The sequence below is a fragment of the Pseudomonas sp. H3_E04 genome, assembly GCF_054668915.1.
The window spans coordinates 4,395,828-4,421,545 of sequence record NZ_CP162797.1 but is presented as its reverse complement, the minus strand read 5'-3'; the positions used below and the strand labels follow the sequence as shown (position 1 = coordinate 4,421,545).

The following is a 25,718-nucleotide window of genomic DNA, read 5'->3' as shown; positions in this document are numbered from 1 at the left end:
TTTGTGCTGTGCGAGGCGGGCATTCTAACCGGCGTTGGCGAGCTGCGCGTAGCGGTCGCAATCCTGGGTGTGGTCCATGACCATGCCCGAGGCCTGCATCAGCGCGTAGCAAATGGTCGGACCGACGAAGGTGAAGCCGGCTTTTTTCAGAGCCTTGCTCATCGCCAGCGCTTCCGGGGTGATCGCCGGGACCTCGCTGCGGTCCTTGAAATGATTGATGATCGGTTGCTCGCCAACAAACGACCACAGAAATGCCACCGGATCCTCCAGCGCCAGCCACGCCTGGGCATTGCGCCGGGCGGCGTTGAGTTTCAGGCGGTTGCGGATGATGCCCGGGTCGAGCATCAGTTCGTCGATTTCGGCGTCGCTCATCTGTGCCACGCGCTGCACGTCGAAGCCGAACAACACCTCGCGATAGCGCTCACGTTTGCGCAACACAGTGATCCACGACAGCCCGGCCTGGAACCCTTCGAGCAAAAGCAACTCGAACAAACCCTGCGCATCGCGTAGCGGCGTGCCCCACTCCTGATCGTGATAAGCCATGTACAGCGGATCTTCGGTACACCAAAAGCAGCGTGGCATAAGGCTCCAGGGGGCGTGCGCAGCAACGAATCGGGTATACTCCCGCTCTTTAAATCGCAGCCCAAGAAACAGGTGAATTTCGTGAGCCAGCCTACGCCAGCCGTGCGTACCTTCCAAGACTTGATCCTCGCGCTCCAGCAATACTGGGCCGAGCAAGGTTGTGTGGTACTTCAGCCCTACGATATGGAAGTAGGCGCCGGCACTTTCCACACCGCGACCTTCCTGCGCGCCATCGGCCCGGAAACCTGGAACGCCGCTTACGTACAGCCAAGCCGCCGTCCGACTGATGGCCGTTACGGCGAAAACCCGAACCGTCTGCAGCACTACTATCAGTTCCAGGTAGTCCTGAAGCCGAACCCGGACAATTTCCAGGAACTGTATCTGGGCTCGCTCAAGCATGTCGGTCTCGACCCGCTGGTGCACGACATCCGTTTCGTCGAAGACAACTGGGAATCGCCGACCCTCGGCGCCTGGGGTCTGGGCTGGGAAGTCTGGCTCAACGGCATGGAAGTCACTCAGTTCACCTACTTCCAGCAAGCGGGCGGCATCGAGTGCTACCCGGTGACCGGCGAGATCACCTACGGTCTCGAGCGGCTGGCGATGTACCTGCAAGGCGTGGATTCGGTCTACGACCTGGTCTGGGCTGACGGCCCGTTCGGCAAAGTCACCTATGGCGATGTGTTCCACCAGAACGAAGTGGAGCAGTCCACCTACAACTTCGAACACGCCAACGTCGACAAACTGTTCGAGCTGTTCGACTTCTATGAAAGCGAAGCCAAGCGCCTGATCGAACTCGACCAGCCGCTGCCGTTGCCGAGCTACGAAATGGTGTTGAAGGCGTCGCACACCTTCAACCTGCTGGATGCGCGCCGGGCGATCTCGGTGACTGCACGTCAGCAATACATTCTGCGCGTGCGCACCCTGGCGCGTTCCGTTGCGCAAGCCTACCTGCTGGCCCGCGCCAAGCTGGGCTTCCCGATGGCGACCCCGGACCTGCGTGACGAAGTACTGGCCAAGCTGGAGGCTGCACAATGAGTGCGCAAGATTTTCTGGTTGAACTGGGCACCGAAGAACTGCCACCCAAAGCTCTGAACACCTTGGCTGATGCGTTCCTCGCCGGTATCGACAAGGGCCTGCAAGCCGCTGGCCTGAGCTACGAAAGCAAAACCGTTTATGCCGCGCCACGGCGTCTGGCGGTGCTGATCACTGCGCTGGCCACTCAGCAGCCGGATCGCAGCATCAACCTCGATGGCCCGCCACGTCAGGCCGCGTTCGACGCTGACGGCAACCCGACTCAGGCCGCCCTGGGCTTCGCCAAGAAGTGTGGCGTCGAGCTGAGCGAAATCGATCAAAGCGGTCCGAAACTGCGCTACAGCCAAAACATCGCCGGCAAGCCGACCGCGAGCCTGTTGCCGACCATCGTCGAAGATTCGCTGAACGACCTGCCGATCCCGAAACGCATGCGTTGGGGTGCGCGCAAGGAAGAGTTCGTGCGTCCGACCCAGTGGCTGGTGATGCTGCTCGGTGATCAGGTCATCGATTGCACGATCCTCGCGCAGAAGGCTGGCCGTGATTCACGTGGACACCGTTTCCACCATCCGGAAGTCGTACGCATCGGTTCGCCGTCGAGCTACCTCGCCGACTTGCGTGCCGCTTACGTATTGGCCGATGCCAACGAGCGTCGCGAGATCATCAGCAAGCGCACCGAAGAGCTGGCCACCCGTCAGGAAGGCACGGCGATCGTTCCGCCGGCATTGCTTGACGAAGTGACGGCGCTGGTCGAATGGCCGGTGCCGCTGGTGTGTTCGTTCGAGGAACGCTTCCTCGACGTGCCGCAGGAAGCACTGATCACCACCATGCAGGACAACCAGAAGTACTTCTGCCTGCTGGATGCCGACGGCAAGTTGCTGCCACGTTTCATCACCGTGGCCAACATCGAAAGCAAAGACCCGCAGCAGATCATCGCCGGTAACGAGAAAGTGGTTCGCCCACGTCTGACCGACGCCGAGTTCTTCTTCAAGCAGGACAAGAAGCAGAAGCTCGAAGACTTCAACCTGCGCCTGCAGAACGTGGTGTTCCAGGAAAAACTCGGCAGTGTCTACGACAAGGCCGAGCGCGTATCGAAACTGGCCGCGTACATCGCCGCACGCATCGGCGGCAACGCTTCGTGGGCTGCCCGCGCAGGCCTGCTGTCGAAGTGCGACCTGGCCACCGAAATGGTTGGCGAGTTCCCGGAGATGCAAGGTGTCGCCGGTTACTACTACGCCCTCAATGACGGCGAGCCGCAGGACGTCGCGCTGGCGTTGAACGAGCAGTACATGCCACGCGGTGCCGGCGCTGAATTGCCGGCGACCCTGACCGGTGCAGCCGTGGCGATCGCCGACAAGCTCGATACTCTGGTCGGCATCTTCGGTATCGGCATGCTGCCAACCGGCAGCAAAGATCCGTATGCCTTGCGCCGTGCGGCGCTGGGTGTGCTGCGGATCCTGATCGAGAAGCAACTGGATCTGGATCTGAACGACGCCGTGGCTTTCGCGGTGAATGCGTTCGGCGGCAAGGTCAAGGCGGCCGGCCTCAACGAAGCCGTGCTGGAATTCATCTTCGACCGTCTGCGGGCGCGTTATGAAGACGAAGGCGTCGACGTCGCCACTTACCTGTCGGTACGTGCGCTCAAGCCAGGCTCGGCGCTGGACTTCGACCAGCGTGTGCAGGCGGTGCAGGCCTTCCGCAAACTGCCGGAAGCAGCAGCGCTGGCGGCGGTGAACAAGCGTGTGTCGAACCTGTTGAGCAAAGTCGAAGGCTCGGTACCGACCGTGGTCGAGGCCAAGTACTTCGACAACGCCAACGAGTTCTCGCTGTACTCGGCGATCCAACAGGCGGATCAAGCGGTACAGCCGATGGCCGCCGCACGTCAGTACAACGAATCGCTGGCACGCCTGGCCGCCCTGCGCGAGCCGGTGGATGCGTTCTTCGACGCGGTGATGGTCAATGCCGACGATGCCAATGTGCGGGCCAACCGTTATGCGCTGCTGGCGCGTCTGCGTGGCCTGTTCCTCGGTGTTGCCGACATTTCGCTGCTGGGTTGAGGGATTGCTGTTGAAACTGCTGATTCTCGATCGTGACGGCGTGATCAATTACGACTCCGATGCCTACATCAAGTCGGTGGAGGAGTGGATTCCGCTGCCCGGCTCGATCGAAGCGATTGCGCAGTTGAGCAAGGCCGGCTGGACGGTGGCGGTGGCCACCAACCAGTCGGGCATTGCTCGCGGCTACTACGATCTCGCCACCCTGGAGGCCATGCACGCGCGCCTGCGCGAGCTGGTCGCGGAGCAGGGCGGCGAAGTCGGCTTGATCGTGTATTGCCCGCATGGCCCGGACGAAGGCTGCGATTGTCGCAAACCGAAACCGGGAATGTTGAAAACCATTGCCGAGCATTACACGGTGCCGTTGACCAACGTCTGGTTCGTCGGCGACAGCCTTGGTGACCTGGAGGCCGCCAAAGCCGTCGATTCACAGCCAGTTTTGGTGAAGACCGGGAAAGGCGAAAAGACTCAGGGCAAAACCCTGCCGGTTGGCACTCTGATTTTTGACGATCTGGCGGCGATTGCCGCAGAACTTATCCACAACTAGAGTACTTCTGAATTTCCTGGCCAGGGATTGCTCGGGAGTGCGCTTGAACAGTCGGGCATTGCCCCGTAACGGTAACCGTCGCCATGTCGATACTGCGGGCCTTCAGAATCTTTCTTTTCTATCTGCTGCTGGGCACAACAGCGTTGCTGTGGTGCAGCCTGAGCTTTTTCATCGCGCCGTTTCTGTCCTTCAAGGCGCGCTATCGTTTCATCAACGTGTACTGGTGCCGTTGCGCCCTGTGGCTGACCAAGGTGTTCCTTGGCATCCGCTACGAAATCAAAGGCGCGGAAAACGTGCCAGACCGGCCCTGCGTGATTCAATCGAACCACCAGAGCACTTGGGAGACGTTCTTTCTCTCCGCTTATTTCTCGCCATTGAGCCAGGTGCTCAAGCGCGAATTGCTTTACGTGCCGTTCTTCGGCTGGGCCATGGCCATGCTGCGCCCGATCGCCATCGACCGCGACAACCCAAAAGCGGCGCTCAAACAAGTCGCGGCCAAAGGCGACGAGCTGCTCAAGGACAACGTCTGGGTGCTGATCTTTCCGGAAGGGACACGAGTCCCGTACGGCACCGTCGGAAAATTCTCCCGCAGTGGCAGCGCTTTGGCGGTGAATGCGGCGCTTCCAGTACTGCCGATTGCACACAATGCCGGCAAGTTCTGGCCGAAAATCGGCTGGGGTAAACAGGCCGGAGTGATCACCGTGGTCATCGGCGAACCGATGTATGCCGAAGGTAGCGGGCCGCGCGCCATCGCTGAGCTCAATGACCGCGTGCAGGCGTGGAACGAGAAAACCCAGCGCGATATGGGCTCGCTGCCACCGGCGCCACAGGCACCGACCGCGAGTGACCAACTGGCTGTCTGATTTTTGTGGATAACCTGTGTACGCTTTTGCTTCAAAAGTCCGTAATCGTTTTTTAACTTATTGATTTTAGTCGATATTTCCAAATCGATAAGTTGAACGAAATCCGTGCATAAGTTTTATTCGGATGTAAAAAAACCGGCTGTTATAGCCGGTTTTTTTGTGTCCGTTCATTCGGCAATCAGCGGCAACTCGATGCGGAATGTGGTTCCCGCATCGACAACGCTGTGACACTCGATCTTGCCGCCATGATGATCAATCACCGCTTTCACCATCGACAGACCCAAGCCCACGCCGTCGATGCCTTGAGCCGAGGAAAAACGCCGATACTGGCTGAACAGGTCAGGCAATTCATCGGCAGCAATTCCTTTGCCCTGATCGTTCAACACGCAGCGCAGCCACTGTCCATTACAGCTGACCTTCAATTGCACCGTGCTGTTTGCCGGACTGTACTTGATCGCGTTTTCCAGCAGATTGAACAGGGCGCGCGTCAGCAATCCCTGATCGGCCAGAATCAGCCGCTCCTGACATTGCTCATCGACCTCGTTGAGCAGCTCGATGCGTTTCTGCTGGGCGATGGGCAAGGCCTGATCCAGCACGTCCAAAACCAGCATCGCGAATAACGTCGGGCGGAACTGGTAGGTCTCGGACTCAGCTCGCGCCAACAAGACGAAACCATCGGTCAGATCCAGCGCCCGGCGGACCTGACGCTCAATCTGCTCGAACAACGGCGTATCAGCGCCGGCCTGATGACGATGCACATCAAGCAGGGCGAGGATCGCCGAATGGGGCGCGCGCAGGTCATGGGACAGAAAACGCAGCAGGACGCCGCGTTGCTCCTCGGCCGCACGCTCGGCACTCAAATCCGTCAGGCTGAGCAACCAGCCGATCGGCGTATCGCCATCGACCGGCAGTAGCGCCGCTCTCTCCAGGCGCAGGCTGCGCTCCTTGTGATCGCGAAATTCCAGCAGCGGCAGAGTGGCCAGCGGCGGTCGCGGCGCTGTGGATAATTCCGGATAGCCGAGCCGTGCCAGTTGATCGAGCACGTCATCGTCCACCAGCGCATCTTCAAACAGCTCGCGCGCCTTACGATTGCCCAGCAGGATCTTGCCCTGCGGATCACTGATCAGCGTCGCTACCGGCAGGTATTCCAGGCCATCGGCAATGAAGCGCCGGGTATCACGGGTGCGACTCATGGCTTGTTCGAGCGCCATGATCTGGCCTTGCAACTGGTCAGCACCGGTGAAACGAGTCCGGCGTCGTTCAGGGAAGACTTTCGGTTCACTGTCCAGACGCGCCAGCTCCCAGCCGAAATAGGTCAGCACCACACTCAGGCGCCGCCAGTTCCAGATCAGGTAACCGAACAACATGCCCAGCGCAGCAGATGTGGGCGACCACCAGTAGCGTACTTCGGCGAGCAGGGCACTGCTGATCAGCGCACCGGCCATGCCGATCAAAGTTACCCACAGCGCCCAACGCGGTCGCCACAGCAACAATCCCAGCACACACGCGACCATCGCCATCGACAGCAACGCGCCGAGCGCTGGCGACGAATTGTGCAGGTTGAACTGGGCGCGATAAGACAACAAGGCAGTCAGTGGCAATAGCACTAGACTTATCCACAACCACTCGCGCACCAGCCGCCGGAACAGACGCTGTACCTGACTCGGCTCCCGACTTTCACGTCGGCGTTGAGTGTTATGCATGAGGCAAAGGGCAGGGCAGTGGGAATGGTTTCATAGGTCTCAGGTCTGAGGCGTAGACCCGAAGAATCATAGCGGACGTCGACCATCGACGGGCTGCTTCTTTCATCGTGGCCGGGGAGTCGTTATTGTCGACATCCCAGCCCCAGCGACAAGGAACACCGCCGATGCGCGTTGCCATTCTGGACGACGAACCCGCCGAACTGCGCCGGGTCGAGCAAACCCTGGAGCAAATGGCCGAAGCTGGGGAACAGCCGTGGTCACTGCACAGCTTCGAGCGTGGCGAAGACTTGTTGCGCCAGTTACGCCGGGAAACGTTCGACCTGCTGATCCTCGACTGGCAACTTCCCGACCTCACGGGTCTGGCACTGCTGCGCTGGACCCGTGAACACATGGACGCGCCACCGGCAGCCATCATGCTGACCAGTCGCGACGGCGAGAGCGATATCGTGCAAGCCTTGAATGCCGGGGCCGACGATTATGTCAGCAAGCCGTTTCGCCCGAATGAGTTGAAGGCGAGGGTGGCTGCGGTATTGCGTCGGCATAGCCAACCGCGCAGCGCGGCGGGGGAGGTGCAGACTTTCCACGATCTGACCTTCGATGACGCGGAATTGACCGTTACCCGTGAAGGTAAACCGATCCTCATGACCGAGCGCGAGTACCGACTGGCGCGGTGTCTGTTCAGCAACCTGGGCCGGCCGCTGTCACGAGATTATCTGTACGAGCGCTTCTGGCCGAACGAGGAGACAACGTCTTCGCGGCCGCTGGACACGCACATCTACCGATTGCGCAACAAGCTCGGGCTCACGGCTGATCGGGGTTGGCAGTTATTGACGATCTATGGGTATGGGTATCGTCTGGAAAGTGTCGCATCTGCGGTCGAGTAGCCCATCCCGAACAAAATGCCCGGAATAGCTTAGAAGGGCAGACCCTGAAATAAAAAAGGCCAACGCAATGCGTTGGCCTTTTTCGTTGCCGCCAATCTGGATGTAGGTGGGCAAAGTTAACCGACTTTGACAGATTGAAATATCAGAGGTATACGGCACGTTTGGGCAAAGTTAATCTTCCTATTGGAAGAAGTTAAAGTGCGGAAACCTATTTTCGGCCAAAGTTAGACGCCATGGAAATGAACAACGATTTTAAAATTCGGTTAATTGACAATTTGTCAAAAGAGAATATAAATTAAACTATATAACTCACTTATTCAAGTACGTCTTAGTAAGTTAATACCAGTCTATTTTGGCAACTTTTAACTGCCAGCCCTGACACCCACCTCCAACCTATGACTGTACATAAATACAGCCATGTCAACTGATCCATGATCCTCTAAGCTCGCCGAAAGCATAGAAGAGGAGCCGCTGCTCAGTCTGGGTAGATACTCCTGCTCCGTCACCATCACGTAATAAAGCATCGCTAGGCTGAATCGAATGGGCCAGCCTTCTCTGGTCTAGAGGAGGCCTATTGCCCTCTCCATCCATACGGACAAACTCAACAGACCGCTCTGATAGCTTGATACCAGCTGCAGAGTACGTTCGCATGTCCACTGATCACCAACGGTACTCCACCGAAAACCAATCAGCAGCCATCCATGCATACGCAATGAGCCATGGCATGGAAATCATTACAACTTACCGAGACGAAGGGAAAAGCGGCCTGGACATCGGCGGTCGTGATGCTCTGCGCAGGCTGCTAGACGACGTCCAGACCGGACATACCCAATTCCAGGTCATTCTTGTCTATGACGTCAGTCGCTGGGGACGCTTTCAGAACACGGACGAAAGCGCCCACTATGAGTATCTTTGCACTAGCTCAGGCATCAAGGTTGTGTATTGCGCAGAGCCATTCGAAAACGACGGTTCGCCTTTGGCAACAATTTACAAAGGCATCAAACGATCCATGGCAGGGGAGTACAGCCGAGAGCTATCCCAAAAAGTTTTCGCTGGTCAGTGCCGCCTGGTCGAAAAGGGTTTTCACCAAGGTGGGCCAGCAGGATATGGATTACGTCGTGCATTGATCGACGAGAAAAACGAATTCAAGGCAGAACTATCAAGAGGCCAGCAGAAGAGCATCCAGACCGACAGGGTCATTTTGATTCCTGGGCCCGAGGCGGAAATTGAGGTGGTTCAGCGCATCTACCATCAATTCGTCCACGACAAAATGAACGAACGTGAGATCGCCAACGCACTGAACGCTGAAGGACTGATCACCGACTTTAACCGTCCTTGGAGCCGGGGTAGCGTCCACCAAGTGCTGACCAACGAAAAATACATCGGTAACAATGTCTACAACAAAACGTCCTCCAAGCTACGTAAACGCATCAGTCGCAACCCACCCGACAGGTGGGTTCGCTGTGATGGAGCATTCCAGGGAATTGTCTCACTAGAGGTGTTTGCGGTCGTTCGCGAAATAATCTTGCAGCGCTCACATCGCCTGGACGATGCGCAAATGTTGGAACTGCTTCGTACTCTATTGAACCGAGCGGGTTTACTGTCCGGAATGCTCATCGATGAGCAGGACAACATGCCGTCTAGCACTACCTATGTAAGCAGATTCGGCGGGCTTTTACGTGCCTACACACTCATCGGTTATACACCCGACAGAGACTATCGATATTTGGAGATCAATCGCTCCATAAGACAGCTGCATCCGAAGGTTCTTGAAGATGTTGTCAAACACCTGAAGCAAGTCGGAGCCCAAGTCGAGCCCAATGCTGACAATGACCTACTGACCGTTAACGGTGAGTGGACGGCGTCCGTGGTCATAGCGCGCTGCCAGGCGACACCTACAGGGACTCTTCGCTGGAAGCTCAGATTCGACAACAGCCTGGCGCCTGACATCACGATTGCTGTCCGCATGGAGCACGCAAATCTGCAGGTGCGGGACTATTACCTGGTTCCCAGTATAGATATGGGGGCATGGCCACAAAAAATGGCCGAGGAAAATAGCCCTTTAATCGACAGCTACCGCTTCACAACGCTGGATGTTCTTGAGGGGCTTGCTGCCCGTTGCTCCCTGAAGGAGGCTTGCCGATGACCGTCCCATCAACTTCACGCGAACGTGTCGCACTAATTCCTATAGCACAAATTCATATCCTGAACCCTCGAACGAGGAATAAGAAGGTTCACCGCGAGCTCATCGAAAATATCAAAACGGTGGGCCTCAAACGCCCCATCACATTAAGTCGAAAAGCCTCGCCGCAAGGCGCGCTCAACTATGACCTTGTGTGCGGACAAGGCCGTCTAGAGGCGTTCCTAGCACTGGAGGCCACAGAGATTCCAGCGTTTGTGATTGATGCTGTCGAAGAAGATTGCCTTGTAATGAGTTTGGTAGAGAACGTAGCTCGAAGGCAGCATCGCCCGATAGATCTCATGAACGAGGTTGGACGCTTGAAGGAAAGGGGCAAGACAGACGCAGAGATCGCAATAGTAATTGGCAGCACCGCATCATGGGTCAGCATGATTGTTGGGCTGCTGGAGCGCGGTGAAGAAAAACTCCTGTCAGCTGTCGAAACCGGTTTAATCCCTTTAAGCATGGCAACCGACATCGCCCGAAGCAGTGAAAGCGACATCCAAAATTTGCTCACTGATGCCTACGAGCGTGGAATAAGAGGAAAGAAAATAACAAAGCTGCGACACCTTTTAGAGCTCCGAGCCAAGAAAGACAAATTTGTGCGGGGGAGCTCATTAGGTGTCAGCCAGAATAAAAAGAAAAGACTGACGCCCGCAGACTTGAGACGACTATTCGAACGGGAGGCCGAACGACAGCGCTTAATGGTAAAAAAGGCAGCCTTTACCCACGACCGGGTTGTTTTCGCCATTCAAGCGATTAAAGAGCTCTTATCCATCAGTGACTTCGAAAAGCTACTCTCTGCAGAGCATCTGAATTTGATGCCAAAGCTGATACAGACTCGGCTTCAGAATGGAGGGCAGTTGTGATGTCTGACCAAAGACTTGAGCCTACTCACGCTCAGCCGACCCACCTTCCGAAAAATGCCTTTTTGGATGAGTGCGTTCGAGTCGAAGTGGCCAATATTCTGCCCCTGAAAATCTCAAGGCCTGCGGTAAAAGAAAGCCTCAAATACCAGCAAATTTTAGCATCAATCCAGGACGTCGGCCTGGTCGAACCACCCGCTGTAACACCAGTACCTGGACGTGGTGGACATTACTTTCTGCTAGATGGCCATCTACGCATTGAGGCGCTGAAAGACCTAGGAGAGTTGGAAGTCGACTGCCTCGTGGCAACCGACGACGACACCTACTCTTATAACAAACGTACCAACAGAATATCTGCCGTTCAAAGCAACAAAATGATAGTGCGGGCAATGGAGCGTGGAGTCTCTGCGGAGCGGCTTGGCAAAGCGCTTGGATTATCACCGCAGACCATCAAGCAAAAATTTCGGCTGCTGAATGGCATTTGCGCTGAGGCGATTTCGCTTCTGGGTGATACGGACTGCCCAGCGAATGTTTTCAACCTCCTGCGGCAGATGAAACCACTGAGGCAAATTGAAGCGGCTGAATTGATGATTGGGAATAGAAATCTTTCTGTACTGCTCGCTAAAGCACTTTTGGCTGCCACACCTTCAGACCAGTTGGCAGTACCGAGAAAAAAACCAACCTGATCAACAGATCTCTGCCGAATCAATCGCTCGCCTTGAGCGCGAGCTTGCCGCACTGCAGATGCAGATCAAAACAGTGGAAGAAGACTACGGGCCTGATGTCCTACATCTCACTGTCATTAAAGGCTACCTGGCCAAGCTTCTTGCCAACGCTGCTGTCGTTCGGTGGCTGGCTAGGCACCAACCTGAGTTCCTGAAAGAGTTCCAATCCATCGCCGAGTTGACCGAGCTACCTTGGGGAATTCACGAATCAGATGCTGCCCAACTGGAGCCGGCTGTCGAGGCACAAGAATAATTTCACGTGATCAAGCGACGGTGGGAATTTATATGTCGAGGTTGAACCGCTGATCTGGCGCGACAAACCTGACCACTCAAGCTTGAAACAGATCCATTGAACTCGAACGGTCTTCAAGACGATAACCCATCGCTCGATACCCGCTTTGGCGCTTTTCCCACATCCGCATCAACGCTGGATGCCCGGCATCGATAAACTCGATTATGCGCACATTGGATTTACTCGCATGCTCTCGATGCAAACGCCCTGCGTACTGCTGCAGTGTGCCTTTCCAAGAAATGGGCATTGCAAGCACCAAAGTATCCAATGGCGGATGGTCAAATCCCTCACCTATGAGCTTGCCAGTGGCCAATAGCACTCGAGGAACATCCGGTGGTAGGGCGGCCAACTCATCTGTCAGGGCTATGCGCTGCTTTTTCGACATACGTCCATGCAAGGTAAATAGATTCTGCACACGACCAACGAGTGCCGCCTCGATGACGCTCAGGTGATCAGTGCGCTCTGTCAGCACCAGCACTTTACGTCCTTGATTGAACGCCTTTTCGACTTCAAGCGTGACCCGCTCTGTGCGTTCAATATTCTCAGCAAGGTGCCGGAATACATCTTGAATACCAGCTCCCTCGGGTAGGTTGATCGGAGCTGCTAACAGCAGAGTTTCCACCATCAAATCATCAGGAGCACTGGTTGGCCTGCTCGCCGTATGTCGAATCGGCCCACACTGCATAAATATGATGGGGTGCTGACCATCACGGCGTACCGGTGTAGCTGTTAGCCCAAGTACATACTTTGCCCGAACATTTTTCAGGATTGCTTCAAACGAAAATGCCGATAAATGATGGCATTCATCAACTATGACCTGCCCGTAGTTTTTCACCTGTTCGCTAACTTGACCCTGCCTCGATAGGGACTGCATTACGGCTATATCAATAATCCCCGTAGGCTTGGCTTTTCCGCCGCCGATGGTGCCGACTACACCTTTACCGAGACTAAGGAACGCCTGCAGTCGCTCTTGCCACTGGCGAAGCAGATCCGTTCGATGCACAAGCACGAGCGTATTCACACCGCGACGCGCGATCAATGCAGCAGCGGCCACGGTTTTACCGAAAGCTGTCGGGGCACAAAGGATACCAGCATCATGTTGTAGCATCGCCGTTACAGCAGCCTCCTGATCCTCCCGCAATGCACCGACGAAGTTCAGGTTGATGGGCTCGCCACCAAAACGCTCATCCTCAATGATCGGAGCAATGCCGTTTTCCTTCAAAAGCTCTAACACGACATCTAGGCAGCCACGGGGTAGGGCGATGTGCTTGGGGAAGTTATCTGCACAACCGATGATGCGGGGCTTGTTCCAAACCGACAGACGCATCGCCTGTGCCTTGTAGAATTCTGGATTCTGAAACGCAGCCAGCCTGACCAACCGATTAGCCAACGCCTGGGGCAATCCTTCTTTTTCAAAGTAAATCAGGTTTGCCAATGTAACCGTTAAAGATGCTGGCATTGGGCAAGATAGTCTTTGTTCACTTGGGTTCTTCCAAGGCTCTTGCTCGTCCTCCTCAGCAACGAACGTTACATCCAAAGGATGAGCGTGGCCCGTCGCACATACGATGGCCGGATCAATATCCTCCACGGCCATAGGCTGGATGCTGGCCAGGAATGCCCATTGATCAACATACGGTTTAAGTTCGTCGTCAACAAAGACACTGCATCCGTACTCGCGAGCTTTCTTCTGCAAAGGCAGCGCAATCAAGTTGCCAAAACCACCTTTCGGCATCCTGTCCTGGTTCGGGAAAAGTCGGTCATACGAACTCAGCTTCAGCTGTCGAGTTCGAGCGCAGGTATGACTAATGATCGCCGTGCCCAGTCGCCGGGCGTCCTGAGCTGTGACAGCCCTCGCAAAGAATACCCAAGCATGAGCTCCATTACCGGAGCGCGAGATTTCCAAAGCCACGGGTACATCCAGCTCTCGACAGGACTGGGCGAAACCTAGCAAGTCATCGCGCCAGTCGGCCTCGTCGAAATCAACAGCAAGGAAGTTACATGTGTCGTCGGTGAGTAAGGGGTAAACGCCTGCGACTATCTCACCCGCCAGGTGCCGATACAGCACCTGTTCATCCAACGGCACTAATTGACGGTGGCTGCACTCTCCACACTTGATTTTGGGCTTCTGACAAACACCCGGACGCCATTCATTCGCACAAGCTGGCGAATACCCTGCCTTTCCGGCTTTACTCTCCCAGCGCTGGGGGAATACATCAGTACGTCCTAGAAACAAGCGCTGAAACAGCTTCAGTTTCGCCTTGGTTCCAAGACTCTGTGTGGGTAGCTCGACTACAGAAACAGGTGTGGCAGGCACCGCTGCTGGCAGTCGCCATTCAATAGCGTTGGCCTCCAGCAATGCAATCAATCGAGCATTTTCTGCCTGGAGCTCTACCAGGAGATCAGAGTCAGTCATGGAGTCGATTTTCATACCTGTACAAACCACAATGTCTCAGTGTCAGGACTACAACGTGTATCAAAAGCTTCAGTAGCCCTCGGCCCATTCTCGACAGGGTATGACAAGCCAGTCGCAACGAGCTATCTCTGCCAGCCAAATCGCTCCGCTAAATAGCGCCCCTAGAAAAGTAATCTACCACGTGCGCAGCATCCATAACGCAGGGCACGCGTCGACGAAAATTTGGGGACGACTCACAGGGTTACGCTGGATAAAGCAGGATTTAACCTCTGGTATACGCACTGCACAATGCTGTTCGAGTCCGCTGTCGACAAACGAACTTGGGCCAAATGCTCCCGCTTCGGGCGAGAAAGATTACTCCACTCTTGTCTGCACATGCTGGTGCAAGGTGGTGAGTGCTAATGATCGCCTGTTTTCGCCAGCGAGGTTCCTATTGTAAGTGCCTGGGGGTGGGGTAAAAGCCACCGGTCAGTACCTTCAAAAAGTCGTTAAGTGACTGCCGACCATTGTTACCTTTGAACGTGACGATTACATAGCAACTGCCGCTGGCGGTAAGGAGTATCCAGTAAGGGCTCCTGTGCGCCATCAGGTGGATATCAGAGGTGCGAATGCGATGCCCGTCTTCAAACCGTCCTGCACCTGCACGAGTATGCTTATGCACCACACCGACCGCAGAACACGCCACAATCTCGACTTCTGTCAGGAAGGCGGTCACTGCCATACCGCTGAAATGCCGCTCTGCCGCCGCGAGCCGGAGCTCACCGAAACCTGTTGAGGTTGTCATGTCAGATTCCCTGCCAATGAGGTGGGTAGGCCAGGCAAGGCCCGGTCTAGAACACCTTTACCACTGTCGCCAACTCTGCTGATTTACGAGTGCCAGGGCCCAGCAGAAAATACGCGGTGTTGCGGGTCTGAAAGCAGAAACCATCCGAGAACGACACCATTGGAGTAGTACGCACCCAGTCTCCCGGCTTCAGCCGTCCTTGGCTGTCCATGACCACCTCGTGCGCATAGATCATGACTGGGAGACGAGCATCACGCTCCAGCGCTTCCAATAGTGATGGCGGCATCACCAGATCAATCCAGATCCATTGCCTAACTAGACAATACGGCGCATGACCGAAACGCCGCTGGGCGAGTGCTATGGCCTCTTCATCGGAAGCATTGTGGCCGAGCATAGAAATGCCCTCGCCATACAACAGCTCTGTGATCGCATCCAAGTTTTTCATGACAGCTAACCTCCGCTGAGCATGTGCATCGTCGACGCCTTGCCCGGCGCATACGTTAAGCACTCGATCTGATAGCACGACTACCTTAGCCGGGCCGATTCTCCGCCCCGAACAACCCGTCCGCGAGATCCGCCATAGTCAAACACCGAGTTGTCGCCCCCATACTCGCGTCGCTAGCTTTTCGAGGACTTTCGCCAGCAGCACGCCCCAACGCTAATTTGATCAGGGCATCTGTTGATATCAAGGCACCGCGCTGAGTACCTTCAGACGTCACGTGGCCGCCTCTCACCATGGCGCCTTTACTTGCCAAAGAGTTGGTTAGGTGTACTGACTTACTGCCCAAGCGCTCGGCAACTTCTGCGACCACAATGTGCGTGGAGAGAAACATCAGCAGATCCACTACCGAAATAAACACCCTGCGGCTTCTGCCCAAGGACTCAACACGGGCCCCCAAATGACCTTGTTCCACCCAGGCTTTGATGTTCTCGTGCTTCCAGCGAGTCATCTTGGTGAGATCCGTAATGGTCAGCTCAAACAAGGCAGAGTCTTGTCGCAGATGCCCCAGGATTTCTTCCTGATCGAATCCAAAGGCTGCTAACCCCTGTACTTCAGGAGTTCTTGATACTGGCTTGATCTGACCAGTGAAAATCAGCCGATAGACTTCACAGGCTTGGTGGTAGGAGAAGCGCTTAGCGCTGATGTCTTCAATCCCGAGGGTTGTGTGGCAAACCACAGGCACCGGCGCTTCGGCGAGCACGTCGATCAGGCGTTGGACATCCTTCTTTAGAAATTCCCCTTTAGCGAACAGGGGTCTGTCGCTTTCCGGCACTCGATTTAAGGTTCCCGATTCCAGTAGGCGCGCGCGCACCCGACGAGTGATGTTGAGGATACGGAGCAAATCTTTGCTGGTGACGAGACCTTCTGCAGCCTGCTGGAGCGCCTCAACTGCTGCGCGGTCGATTAGGCAGAAGTCGACCAACGCCCCCTGTATGACCTTCCCAGGCAACTGGCCAGTCTTCACGTACGACATGATTCGGTCGGGCGAAGAACCAAGCAAACGGGCAGCTTCATTAGCGGTAAACGTAGCCTTTAAGCCCAATAGCTCTGCGCCGATATACTTCATTTTTCGGTTGATCGGAGTATGGGCATGGCCGAGGATGATATCGGTAACGATGGCCCGTAAGGGTGCGTAAGCTGCGGAGTTGAACGAGGCGTTCAGCTCTCTGTACCAAGCCCCCAAATGACGAATGAATTGCCTGGAGTCTGCCTGGTTCGCGGCCTGTACCTTTGCTAGCACAAATGTCCGAAATCCAGTCAATAAATCCTGAGCCATCACATAACAAGCCTGATTGATCTCAACGGCACGTTTAAAATCAATGGCCACATTTTTCCTGTGTGGCACCTTCAAGGTCAGATTGGCGAGAAACAGCAGGAATTTGTCGATGTCCTGCGGGACACCCGGCGCATGGTTCAAACCTGAAAGCACCTGCTGATTCTCACCGGTGCGCAGGAGGATCGATGAAATCAGGAGGTTGGCGGCATCGGCTGGCAGCGCGGTCGCTAGTGACAGATCGCATCCGCAACCGCATTGAGACACGGCCCCCCGATTTAATTCCAACGACGATTCACATTCCGGGCACTCGGCGATGAGCAGTACCTGATGCAGCGGACAGGCCGTAAATAGCTGATGATGCCACGCCTGGCGGATATGACCTGATAGCTGCAGGCACTCCGGACAGACGGGGACAAGCTTTCTCAGGAATAACCCAGCAGCCATCGATCCTTCTACAGCAGGAAACGCTGCCAAACGATCAAGCCGTTGCGCATCTAGCCCATGGTACTGCGCTATGGCAGACCGCTCCCCATCGGTGTAACGGCTTTTTAGCCGGACACCGGGCGGTCGCAAAAGGGCATGGGTAGACCCAAGAAAGTTCTCCTCTGTCAGTCTCAACAGATAGCCGTTGAGGCTTTCGTCAGATATGTCATCGTTTGGTATGAACGCCAGCATGGTTTTTTCCCCTTAGATGCGCACGCCGGCTTCTTGCATGACCTTCGCATAAACCAAGGCCATGTGTTCAACCAATACAGGCTGCTGAATGTCGAAGGGATTGAAGTCGATCAGCCGCCCCATCACGGCGCGTTGATAGGCCAAAGTAAACGCTTCATAGCCTGCTACCTTGTCGGCTTGCCCAACCAGTTGCACCTCGCCGAAAAGCTTGTGGATCAGCCCATACCGACCTGCAGAGGCCAAGTACATGCGGCGAGCAAACTCCGCATCATTAAACGCAAACGTGTCCCAGCCATTCTCAGACAGGTGCTCCAGTGCGCTGCCCAGCGCGCTGCGGAAATGCTTGTAATCTGTGCCCTGCCATTGATATGGGTAGTATTCGATGGGGCTCAGGGCTCGATCAGCCAATTGTTCATTTTCCTTGAACAGCCCGAGCAGGGTCGGTAGTCCCGCCAGCACGATGCTGGCTCGCGTCTGATCAAAAATCAGCTTGATGAAGTCAGCAGCCGCACGCACTGTCGTGCGTCCACTGCGCTCCAGCATGTGTTGCGTCTCGTCGAAAATGAGCAGCAGCGTCGACTGCTTGTTGACCGCTTTGATGAAGGCATCGGTCGCCAACACATGATTCCTGAACAGCGCGGTACTCATGCCGATGCTGACCAAACAGGCATCCGGCAAAGCCCGCCCGGTGAGATGTTTGGGACTTACCACATAGATAATTTTGCGGTGTCCCAAAGGTTCACTGGTTGTATGGCTAGCGATGATACTTGCCAACAACTTCGACTTGCCGACGCGGGTGGGCCCGACGATGGGCAGGATCTGTGGATCACCGCTCTCCGTGCGCGCCAAGGCTGATTCAATTTCAGTCTGTACGACGTTAAAACGGTGATGACAGACTAAAGGGTTCATCACTTGGTTCATGGTTGTGCCCTGCGCGGCGCGGGTTCAAAATCATCCTCACTGGAGTCGTCCGCCTTTGGCGATACGAAAGCATCTAGTGGTTGGGACGTGTACTTTTCGAGCTGGCCTGCTATTTCGGCCTTCTCCGAGACTTTTTCGCGCTCACGCAATGCCTTGTTGTTAGCCTTGATTTTTGGACGCCGCTGGCTGTCAGCCGTGAACTGGGCGAGCATTCGGGCATACACGCGCTGATAGTCGTGTCCATTCATCTCAGCGTTGCCACCCGAATAAGCCTTCTTCAACATCTTGGCCACCACGAATGACACCTCTGGGATACCGACGGTTTTATTGTGAAGTCGGATCAGGCTGCCATCGTCAGGATGCACAGCAAAGATCGCGGTGCAATCTTCGGGGTTGTACAAGATGTCGATAGTGCTGATGGCGCGCTCGCGCGCCAATGCGGCCATAGCTTGGCTATGGAATTGAAAGCCTTCAAAGTCGACGCCGTAGTGTTGAAGCTGGCGAGTATCCCTGTTCACCTCAAGAAGCAACTTCTTCAGTTGATCGAGGGAGGGTGGCGGCACTGGCAGGAAATTAGACAAGGCCTCATCCATCGCCATTTTGGGGGTCATGGGCTTGCCATATCGAAAGCCAAGCTTCTGATTTGGACGGTGGATGTAGACGTCGGCAACGAATGTCACGATGTGCCGGTAGATCTCTTCGATTGAGTAACAGGCCTCAGCCTCGGCCTTGGCATGACGATTTTTGATTCGTTTGTCCTGGCTCTGCTTAGCACCCGGCATTTTGGTGAAAACACCGTCGTCGGATGCCTTGAAGAATGACTCCACGTGCGGCTTGTCGTCGCCTCGGGCAATCCGGGCGTACTCGATCTGAATCCCCAAGCGCCGTACGATGCCCAAAGATAGGTCGGAGAAATTCTCTGACGCATTGTCGAGAACCACTGTGGAGATGCCGCAAGGCTGCACCCAGTCCGTTTCGATGCCGAAACGGTCTTTGAACGCCTGGTCTTTCGGCGCCAGAAAGAACTCGAACACTTTCAACAAGGTGTATTCGCTGGGCTTACCGCCGCTTACATATACGGCGACAGGGTATGAAGCGTGTGCACAAACCATGGCGTACATGGTCAGCTCGGTATAGCGGTTACCGAATTCGTCGCGGCAATACACATCCAATGTCTTAGCGTCGATTTCAACGCGCTCAAAGGGCTGCTTCACGTCATAACGCCGGACAGCCTGACGATTCCAAAGATTGAACGTGCGAGGATCAAGGCGCCCTTCTTTCACCAAAGAGCTGGGCAATTTCTGGAGAAGACGACTGATCGTCTTTCGATCAATCTGTTCTTCAGCCCCTGATTCTTGGCAGAGGTCTTTCAACTCTTGATTGATCATCGTCGTCACGGACGACAGATTCACCTTATCGTCTTTCATGAACGTCTGAATCAGGACACGTTCTGCGACCTCCTTTGCTCCGGATTTTTTCGCCCACCCGGAACCGCCCCTGCGACTGAAATTTGGGATAAGTCCTTCGAACCCATGACATTTGAATTTGCGCCGGTAATTCTGGATGCTTTTGTTCGAAGGCCTTTTGTGCTGGTGGAGTAAACAAAATGCATCCACACGCTCATTGCACGCTTGATCATCCAGAGATTGGGCATCAAGTGATACCAGGAGCTCGATCAGTTTCTGACGAAAGTCGGCTTCCTCTTGCTCGGTTTTAGACCAAGAGCGCTTTGTAGCCTCGACTTTCCGACCAGGCAATGCAATGTCACCAGAGGCGACCTGATTATAAAAGGCTCGAATATCGACAGCGCGCTCAACACCACCCTTCGCCTCGAGAACGATGTCCCCCAACAGTGGCTTGATGGCCTTGATAACGTAGCAGGTGTCTTGCCATACGACAGCTTGCCCTGCCTCTAAATTAGAGTTCATAACGAATCACCTCAAAGGCTTCCAACGAGCCAAATGCAGGCGCAATTTCAAAATCCATCAGCTCGAACTGGTGTATCTCAAGGTCAAATTTGACAACCCCGAGTAGCACCCCCGCTGCGAGCTGGTAGTTCGCCGGTAAGCCTGTATCCAGGATTTGGCGGACAGGGCCTTTGAGGCGGTCGGGAGTAAGTGTTTGCAAAGGAGCGGCCCACTGCGAGAGAGCAGCCGATGCTTGTGTTAAATAGGGTATGAACAGCTGAACATTTCTGAGGTAGTGACCCTTAAAGTCATCTTCAGAAATAACGATGAAGCGCATGCCTTTACTCAGCAGGGCACTTCTCACCAACCTCAGGAACTCAGTTTGCTCCTCCACAAAAAGACGAGGTTTTACTTCCACGACAACCTGTAGCTCGTCAAGGAGGACAGAAAAATCAGGCGTGTAATACATCGTGCCCTGAGGTTTGATCAGGTGCTTCTCTGGTAACAGATCACCCGTTGATAAATCGAGTGTGAACGGTTGTGCCCGGTAGGAGCGAACTCGGGGATCCAGCTCGAACACCTGAGCAACGGATTGCTCAAGCCGAGACTCCACTCGGATTTCGACATTGCCATTTTTTGCCGAGCACATGACATATGCCCTGCGCGAACGCCTGACCCGTTTTGCAACGTCTCGGCTGAAAGCATGGCTTTTACTGTCAGACTTCATTGGTACACTTCACCAAATAATTGAGCTGTTAGGTATAGCCCGAGGTCGATAGACTGTCAAGATTTGGTGATGTGTACTCAAAGGACACATCTGGACTACACGGCTAGCTTGGGGATTGGAATGGGTAGGCAGGCACGCCAACACTGGTACACGCTATACAAAAATGTGCAGGCGCAATTGGATGCCTACCAGGGAAACGACAGCATCAACCTGCTGATCCGAAAACTCGCAGACGAGCAGGGGTACGATGCCAAGGTCGTTTCGCGAATGCTGAAAGCCGGCAATTTCCTGGATCGTATTGCAGGGCCATGTTCCTCTGAACAGGTGGGCTGCGGTTACGCTCACATTGAGCAGCTTGAACGACTAAACCAGCTCAACAGTGAAGTAGCTTTGTCACTTGTGCAAAGCACGCTCGCTAACCAGCAGACTTTGCTCGACCTGCGCAATATTACAGAAGGTCATGCGAAAAGCGTGGGCACTGCCACCACTACCAGTCGCGCCCGCGCTCGCTCCCGAGTCGCCGAGCACGAACGTCGGTGCGGCGAGGTGCTGGAGATATCGAGGCCAGACTTTTTCGGTTATCCCGAAGGCGAAATGATAAAGGTCGGTCACTCTGATTTATTCAATCAGTTCTTCATGATCCAAGTGAATGGGCACCCCAAGGCTGCCATATTTATACGGGTGGGAGACACTTCGCGAAAAGAGGAGAGAGCTGCGGCAGACTTGCTTAAGTTGGCTAGTTTCGCTCGGACTTACTTTGAAAAAGTGTGGTACATCTTTCCAAATGGCTCATCGCTTGCCCATGAACTGGCGTTCTATGCTCATAGTGTTAAAGCACTGGGAAAGTGGTTGTACCTAGGTACTTTAAGCCAGGATAGCCAATCAATCGTTCCCTTTCAGAATCGCGGAAGGGCTCTGGAAAGAGAGCTGATTGATGGCGTCGATCCTCTCAGGTGGGACGGAGTCAAGGTGAGCACTCGACGCAAGGCTCATGGTTCGTTTCGTCCAGTCATTGATGAAATCGCAGAGGAAATTTGATTACCAGGTTATCCGCATGAGTTCATCAGAACCGCAACCAGAATGAACAAACGCTGGCATGTTATGAACCGGTGACGACCTCAACACCGGAATAAACGATTTTCCGCCGACAAACACAAGTTTAGATGCTGGATTGATACCTGGGCTCGTCTGATGAGTGAAGTCACAAGTAGATTTACGACGCACCTGAAGCCGTCAAAGTTTGACCCTGCGAAGAACTCAACAGCTCGACATAGCAATGGCAATCTGTGTACTAGCCATAAGGTTAAGAGGGAGGGTGTAGAGCTAGTAAGCAGCCGCTCACCTATTCGCCTACTTAACGACGAATTGCTTTAATTGTTCTCGAGAAGCAATGATTTGCTCGCGAATCTCTTCTGGATCGATGTACATCGCCCCTTCAGGGGTAACGTGCAAGGTTTTTAGCTTGTTCACGGCATCAATGAACGCTTGTTCACGGCGCTCCCAGTAGGTGAGTTGTCGAGGTTTTCTGAACCAGCCCATACTGAGCCCCTCCGTACGATTTCATTCAACGTAGCATTGCCAGCCCCCGGCGACACACCGGTCGTCAGTTACTAGGACTCCACCAGAACGGTCGAGTGCTATACAAGCAGCCTACGCCCCTTGAATAGGAGCCGATTGAAAAGCTGAGCGTGACTAGAAAAATACCGCCATTCGCGACCACAAGGAGGTGCTGATGTGTAATGCCTGGAATCATCCTAAAAACTGCAGTTGTGGTTGGGGCGGTGATGGACATATGGGGCGATCCATCAATACCTTTAGCGCGCCATTGGCCCCCAGCGGCTGGTTCATTTCACTTACCAATACCTACCACAGCTACGTCAATCCGAACGCCAGCTGCCCAGTGTGCGGGGCGGCGGTGTTCTTTTATCAATCGGCCAGGGGGGGCCGAGTTTTCTTCGACGAGCTGGGCCCGCCTTGGCCTAAACATCCCTGCACCGACACTAGCAGCCGACCAGGTAAAGCTCCAGCCACAGGTGAGCCAATCACCTATGCTTGGCAGCGCGCCGGCTGGCAACCGTTCATTATCGAAGCGGTCACAGGCATCGACAAAAGCTACCTCAAGCTGACCGGAACTCGTCAGGGACAGCACCTGTCCCTCTACCTGCGGCGGGTCGTGGCGCACCATCAACATCATCAGGTGCTGTCCGAGCACAACCTGGCGCAGATTAAAGCCGTAAGCGACGGCCACTTTCAGCTGTCGATCCTGCTCCCGCAGGGCTCGCCGGTCACCCTCGACGTCTACAGTCTGCTTGCTCAAGCGAGAGATGGGCGAAGTACACCGGCTGAGTCGGCGAAACCCACCCCTGCAGATAAGCGAACCGCCTCGTTGATTAAGCCGTCCAGTCCACGCCGGCCCAACGTCCAGCGTGAGCCGAAGAAACCGACTGAGCGCGCGCCAGCGACCACGACCATGGCCTTAGCCTTTCGCAAGGCTCAGGAACGGCAGGGCCCTTCCTAACCTCCCTACGATTCGAGCTGCGCGTAATTGGCGATTATGGTCAATCAGAGCTCATTCCTGGCCAACTGCTGGCAACCACTTAACCAATGGCGGTTACCAGCATCGTCCCCTGCGCTATACCAGCAACCTAGGTTCTGGTTTCACGTGCCAGCGAGAAAGTCATAGTCAGTTCCCTGAGATCGCCGATGCTACCGAAACGGGGGCGGCACAGCCGTCTACAGGTTTCGGCCACACAAGTAATGCTGCTTTCAGTAGGGACTCAGAACGCCTGGCAACGGCATCGTCATCCCAAGCTACGAGCGCTGTCTGATGAAAATAGGTATTCAGCAGCAGGGCGCTTTGACCCAGTCGAGATCGTTTACCCAGAACCGGCTCACAGCAAGCATTATGAGTGTCGGCAAAGGGGCCATTGCTGATTGAGCTGTTCAGCGGCTGGGTAAGCAACGTTAGGTTCCCAAAACCATGAACTACTGCCTCTCTAAGCTGACGCTGTGGCTCGGTCATCTCTGCTATTTGGTATATAGGTAACTTTTCCCAGCTCTGCGGCATCACATGTTCGACAGTCAAGTCAGACTGGACTGGCACATGATTACTGCCCTGCTGAGTGCCACGAGCGGCGTATTCCAGCGCCCGCAGGACACCGCACGTTTTAACGGGCCGAAGTTCCTTGTAAACCGGACGATGACACCACTTGTCGCTAAACAGGGTGTCATCCGGCCAGACCTCGCTCGGGGCCGTCGCCGCTAAAAGTATTTTGCGCAGGGCTGTATGAGGGGCCTCGACACCCCCCGTCACCGCTTGCAGCACACGCATGAAAAAGCGGTTGTAGCCCTTGGTGGTCAATCCACATACCGCGCGTCGCGTCAGATAGGAGGCCAAGTCGCCGAGGGCCTGTTTCAGCTCAACGCTGTCGGTTCCCAGTTGCTCACGCAGTGCGAGGTAAACCGGGGTGACCGTACCCACGTCCAGTGATTTAACCAAGCGTGCAAACTCAGCCAAGTACCCAGTGCCCTCCGGTGATACCAACTCCTGAAAGTGATGGCTGGACGCAACAAGTCGCGCCAGCTCTACTTCAAGATCGCGTGGCTGCTTTTGCCACCATGCTTTGTATGACTGAAATACATGACTGGCGAGGGTAATTTCCTGGCTACGCAAGGTAGCGTAGTTGTAGAAGAACAAATCAATGCGCGGATAGGTCAAGCGGCCCTGACGCTCCTTTTCTCGCCAGTAGGCATTTGCCGAAACGCCCTTGCCGGTGGTCGCAACAAGATCAAAAGGGCTCCAGTACCGTTCATATAGTTGCGGTACAGGCTTCCCCTGGCGGGCAGCTTCAAGAAAAACGAAATTACGTACCAGGTCAGACGCCAGCAGTGGTTCACCACGCGCATTGAGCGTTTCGAAGATGACCTGAGGGTCATCCTCCACTTCCAGCGTCAGGGTCATGATCTGCACATGATCGGCTAACGCCATATAAAGTGCCTGAGCGCGCTCCGGCCCTAGGGGCGTGTGGGCTTGCAAAGGCGAAACTTCATTACTGCGACGTATATCCGCGATCAGCGTATCGCCGAACGTGGGTTCGGTAGCAGGGTCGACAACATCTGTGAGGTCAATTCCCCGCATGTAGGCAAGACAAGCGTGGTAGAGGTATAAGTAGGTCTGCACCATCAAGGGCCGCTCAATTCGAGTGCGTCCATTACGTACCGGGTATGCCGCTCCGACGTCCTGAATGGAAGTGGTGGTATCACTCAGACGGCGCATTTCGTCTTGTCCAGCTTGGGTTGGCCAGACCTTGTAATGATCTTCTGTCCTCTGGTATGGGCCTGGATTACGTACCAAGCCATCGAGCATTTGTGGAATGGGGCTTTCTATCAGTTCACATGCTGCCTGGCGAAAGGCCAGTAACAGGAGTTGTAAGGTGGTGGAACGCTGCTGACCATCAATCACCTCGAAGGCTGGCGCTCTGCCGAAACTGTTCGGCACCGGTGTCATCACAATCGACCCTAGAAAGTGCTTCTGTAATGGCCTCAGTGCCGCCGTGATGCCAGTTGATGTCAGCGATTGTTGCTCCAGTACAGCATCAGCCCGGTCTTGGATGTCAGTCCACAGCGGGCCAACCTGCTTCTCCAAAGTCCATACATAACCCCGTTGAAAAATGGGAATCTGGTACTGATGGGGGGTACTAAATAGGCCGGTAACCGTGGTTTTATTGGGTTGCATCCTAAATCCTTGTCTGTACTGAAAATCGGCATTTCAGTAGTCTTTGGGCTGCTC

22 protein-coding genes are annotated in these 25,718 nt (G+C 54.9%); 11 read left to right on the top strand and 11 right to left on the bottom strand.

Going from position 1 to position 25,718, the window contains the following annotated elements; translation table 11 throughout:
• Window positions 1-24: 24 nt before the first annotated feature.
• A complete protein-coding gene (locus AB4N53_RS20030; protein WP_217864775.1) occupies window positions 25-582 on the bottom strand; it encodes a DNA-3-methyladenine glycosylase I in 558 nt (185 codons plus the stop codon).
• An 81-nt stretch (window positions 583-663) separates the two neighbouring features.
• Here AB4N53_RS20030 and glyQ point away from each other — a divergent pair, with 81 nt between their 5' ends.
• The 4 genes from glyQ (at window position 664) to AB4N53_RS20010 (ending at window position 5,075) form a co-directional block, all read left to right on the top strand.
• The gene (gene glyQ / locus AB4N53_RS20025) at window positions 664-1,617 is read left to right on the top strand and encodes a glycine--tRNA ligase subunit alpha (RefSeq protein WP_003187265.1); all 954 of its coding nucleotides are present in this window, start codon (window positions 664-666) and stop codon (window positions 1,615-1,617) included.
• Complete coding sequence (gene glyS, locus AB4N53_RS20020) at window positions 1,614-3,668, top strand: glycine--tRNA ligase subunit beta (RefSeq protein ID WP_460122549.1); 2,055 nt, start codon at window positions 1,614-1,616, stop codon at window positions 3,666-3,668. The genes glyQ and glyS overlap by 4 nt, the downstream gene beginning before the upstream one ends.
• Window positions 3,669-3,672: 4 nt before the next feature.
• A complete protein-coding gene (gene gmhB / locus AB4N53_RS20015; RefSeq protein ID WP_164488352.1) occupies window positions 3,673-4,212 on the top strand; it encodes a D-glycero-beta-D-manno-heptose 1,7-bisphosphate 7-phosphatase in 540 nt (179 codons plus the stop codon).
• Between the two features lie 83 nt (window positions 4,213-4,295).
• Window positions 4,296-5,075, top strand: coding sequence for a lysophospholipid acyltransferase family protein (locus AB4N53_RS20010; RefSeq protein ID WP_460122547.1), 780 nt, complete (start codon window positions 4,296-4,298; stop codon window positions 5,073-5,075).
• A 167-nt stretch (window positions 5,076-5,242) separates the two neighbouring features.
• On the opposite strand, the gene AB4N53_RS20005 is transcribed toward AB4N53_RS20010, so the two are convergent.
• Window positions 5,243-6,778 (bottom strand): sensor histidine kinase, encoded by a 1,536-nt coding sequence (locus tag AB4N53_RS20005; protein WP_460122545.1) that lies wholly within the window; start codon window positions 6,776-6,778, stop codon window positions 5,243-5,245.
• Between the two features lie 164 nt (window positions 6,779-6,942).
• Here AB4N53_RS20005 and AB4N53_RS20000 point away from each other — a divergent pair, with 164 nt between their 5' ends.
• The 5 genes from AB4N53_RS20000 (at window position 6,943) to AB4N53_RS19980 (ending at window position 11,685) form a co-directional block, all read left to right on the top strand.
• Window positions 6,943-7,662, top strand: a complete 720-nt coding sequence (locus tag AB4N53_RS20000; RefSeq protein WP_460122543.1) for a response regulator transcription factor — start codon at window positions 6,943-6,945, stop codon at window positions 7,660-7,662.
• Between the two features lie 649 nt (window positions 7,663-8,311).
• Entirely contained in the window at window positions 8,312-9,808 is a 1,497-nt protein-coding gene (locus tag AB4N53_RS19995) for a recombinase family protein (protein WP_460145065.1), read from the top strand.
• Window positions 9,805-10,710, top strand: coding sequence for a plasmid partitioning protein RepB C-terminal domain-containing protein (locus AB4N53_RS19990; protein WP_205490006.1), 906 nt, complete (start codon window positions 9,805-9,807; stop codon window positions 10,708-10,710). Before AB4N53_RS19995 ends, AB4N53_RS19990 begins: the two co-directional genes overlap by 4 nt.
• Window positions 10,710-11,393, top strand: a complete 684-nt coding sequence (locus tag AB4N53_RS19985) for a plasmid partitioning protein RepB C-terminal domain-containing protein (protein ID WP_460145064.1) — start codon at window positions 10,710-10,712, stop codon at window positions 11,391-11,393. Before AB4N53_RS19990 ends, AB4N53_RS19985 begins: the two co-directional genes overlap by 1 nt.
• Window positions 11,299-11,685: a plasmid partitioning protein RepB C-terminal domain-containing protein gene (locus tag AB4N53_RS19980; RefSeq protein WP_460145062.1), complete on the top strand. Its 387-nt coding sequence runs from the start codon at window positions 11,299-11,301 to the stop codon at window positions 11,683-11,685. Before AB4N53_RS19985 ends, AB4N53_RS19980 begins: the two co-directional genes overlap by 95 nt.
• 76 nt (window positions 11,686-11,761) lie before the next feature.
• On the opposite strand, the gene AB4N53_RS19975 is transcribed toward AB4N53_RS19980, so the two are convergent.
• From AB4N53_RS19975 to AB4N53_RS19945, 7 genes are all read right to left on the bottom strand, one after another.
• Window positions 11,762-14,137 (bottom strand): TOTE conflict system archaeo-eukaryotic primase domain-containing protein, encoded by a 2,376-nt coding sequence (locus AB4N53_RS19975; protein WP_205490028.1) that lies wholly within the window; start codon window positions 14,135-14,137, stop codon window positions 11,762-11,764.
• Window positions 14,138-14,567: 430 nt separating this feature from the next.
• Window positions 14,568-14,921 (bottom strand): hypothetical protein, encoded by a 354-nt coding sequence (locus tag AB4N53_RS19970; protein WP_198864756.1) that lies wholly within the window; start codon window positions 14,919-14,921, stop codon window positions 14,568-14,570.
• A gap of 46 nt (window positions 14,922-14,967) precedes the next feature.
• Window positions 14,968-15,366 carry a DUF6957 family protein gene (locus AB4N53_RS19965; protein ID WP_115581281.1) on the bottom strand — a complete coding sequence of 133 codons (399 nt, stop codon included), beginning with the start codon at window positions 15,364-15,366 and terminating at the stop codon, window positions 14,968-14,970.
• Window positions 15,367-15,451: 85 nt separating this feature from the next.
• Window positions 15,452-17,374: a TniQ family protein gene (locus AB4N53_RS19960; RefSeq protein WP_169884412.1), complete on the bottom strand. Its 1,923-nt coding sequence runs from the start codon at window positions 17,372-17,374 to the stop codon at window positions 15,452-15,454.
• Window positions 17,375-17,386: 12 nt separating this feature from the next.
• A complete protein-coding gene (locus AB4N53_RS19955) occupies window positions 17,387-18,295 on the bottom strand; it encodes a TniB family NTP-binding protein (RefSeq protein ID WP_460122537.1) in 909 nt (302 codons plus the stop codon).
• On the bottom strand, window positions 18,292-20,223 hold the full coding sequence (locus tag AB4N53_RS19950; protein WP_169884411.1) for a Mu transposase C-terminal domain-containing protein: 1,932 nt from the start codon (window positions 20,221-20,223) through the stop codon (window positions 18,292-18,294). Before AB4N53_RS19950 ends, AB4N53_RS19955 begins: the two co-directional genes overlap by 4 nt.
• Window positions 20,213-20,929 (bottom strand): TnsA endonuclease N-terminal domain-containing protein, encoded by a 717-nt coding sequence (locus AB4N53_RS19945; RefSeq protein ID WP_041931546.1) that lies wholly within the window; start codon window positions 20,927-20,929, stop codon window positions 20,213-20,215. The genes AB4N53_RS19950 and AB4N53_RS19945 overlap by 11 nt, the downstream gene beginning before the upstream one ends.
• 120 nt (window positions 20,930-21,049) lie before the next feature.
• Here AB4N53_RS19945 and AB4N53_RS19940 point away from each other — a divergent pair, with 120 nt between their 5' ends.
• Window positions 21,050-21,967: a hypothetical protein gene (locus AB4N53_RS19940; RefSeq protein WP_169884410.1), complete on the top strand. Its 918-nt coding sequence runs from the start codon at window positions 21,050-21,052 to the stop codon at window positions 21,965-21,967.
• 312 nt (window positions 21,968-22,279) lie between these two features.
• On the opposite strand, the gene AB4N53_RS19935 is transcribed toward AB4N53_RS19940, so the two are convergent.
• The gene (locus AB4N53_RS19935; RefSeq protein WP_169884409.1) at window positions 22,280-22,468 is read right to left on the bottom strand and encodes a hypothetical protein; all 189 of its coding nucleotides are present in this window, start codon (window positions 22,466-22,468) and stop codon (window positions 22,280-22,282) included.
• A 193-nt stretch (window positions 22,469-22,661) separates the two neighbouring features.
• Between AB4N53_RS19935 and AB4N53_RS19930 the strand changes: the two genes are divergently transcribed.
• A complete protein-coding gene (locus AB4N53_RS19930; RefSeq protein ID WP_244159684.1) occupies window positions 22,662-23,447 on the top strand; it encodes a hypothetical protein in 786 nt (261 codons plus the stop codon).
• Between the two features lie 165 nt (window positions 23,448-23,612).
• Here AB4N53_RS19930 and AB4N53_RS19925 read toward each other — a convergent pair whose 3' ends face one another.
• Window positions 23,613-25,664, bottom strand: a complete 2,052-nt coding sequence (locus AB4N53_RS19925) for a DUF262 domain-containing protein (protein ID WP_460122533.1) — start codon at window positions 25,662-25,664, stop codon at window positions 23,613-23,615.
• Window positions 25,665-25,718 lie beyond the last annotated feature (54 nt).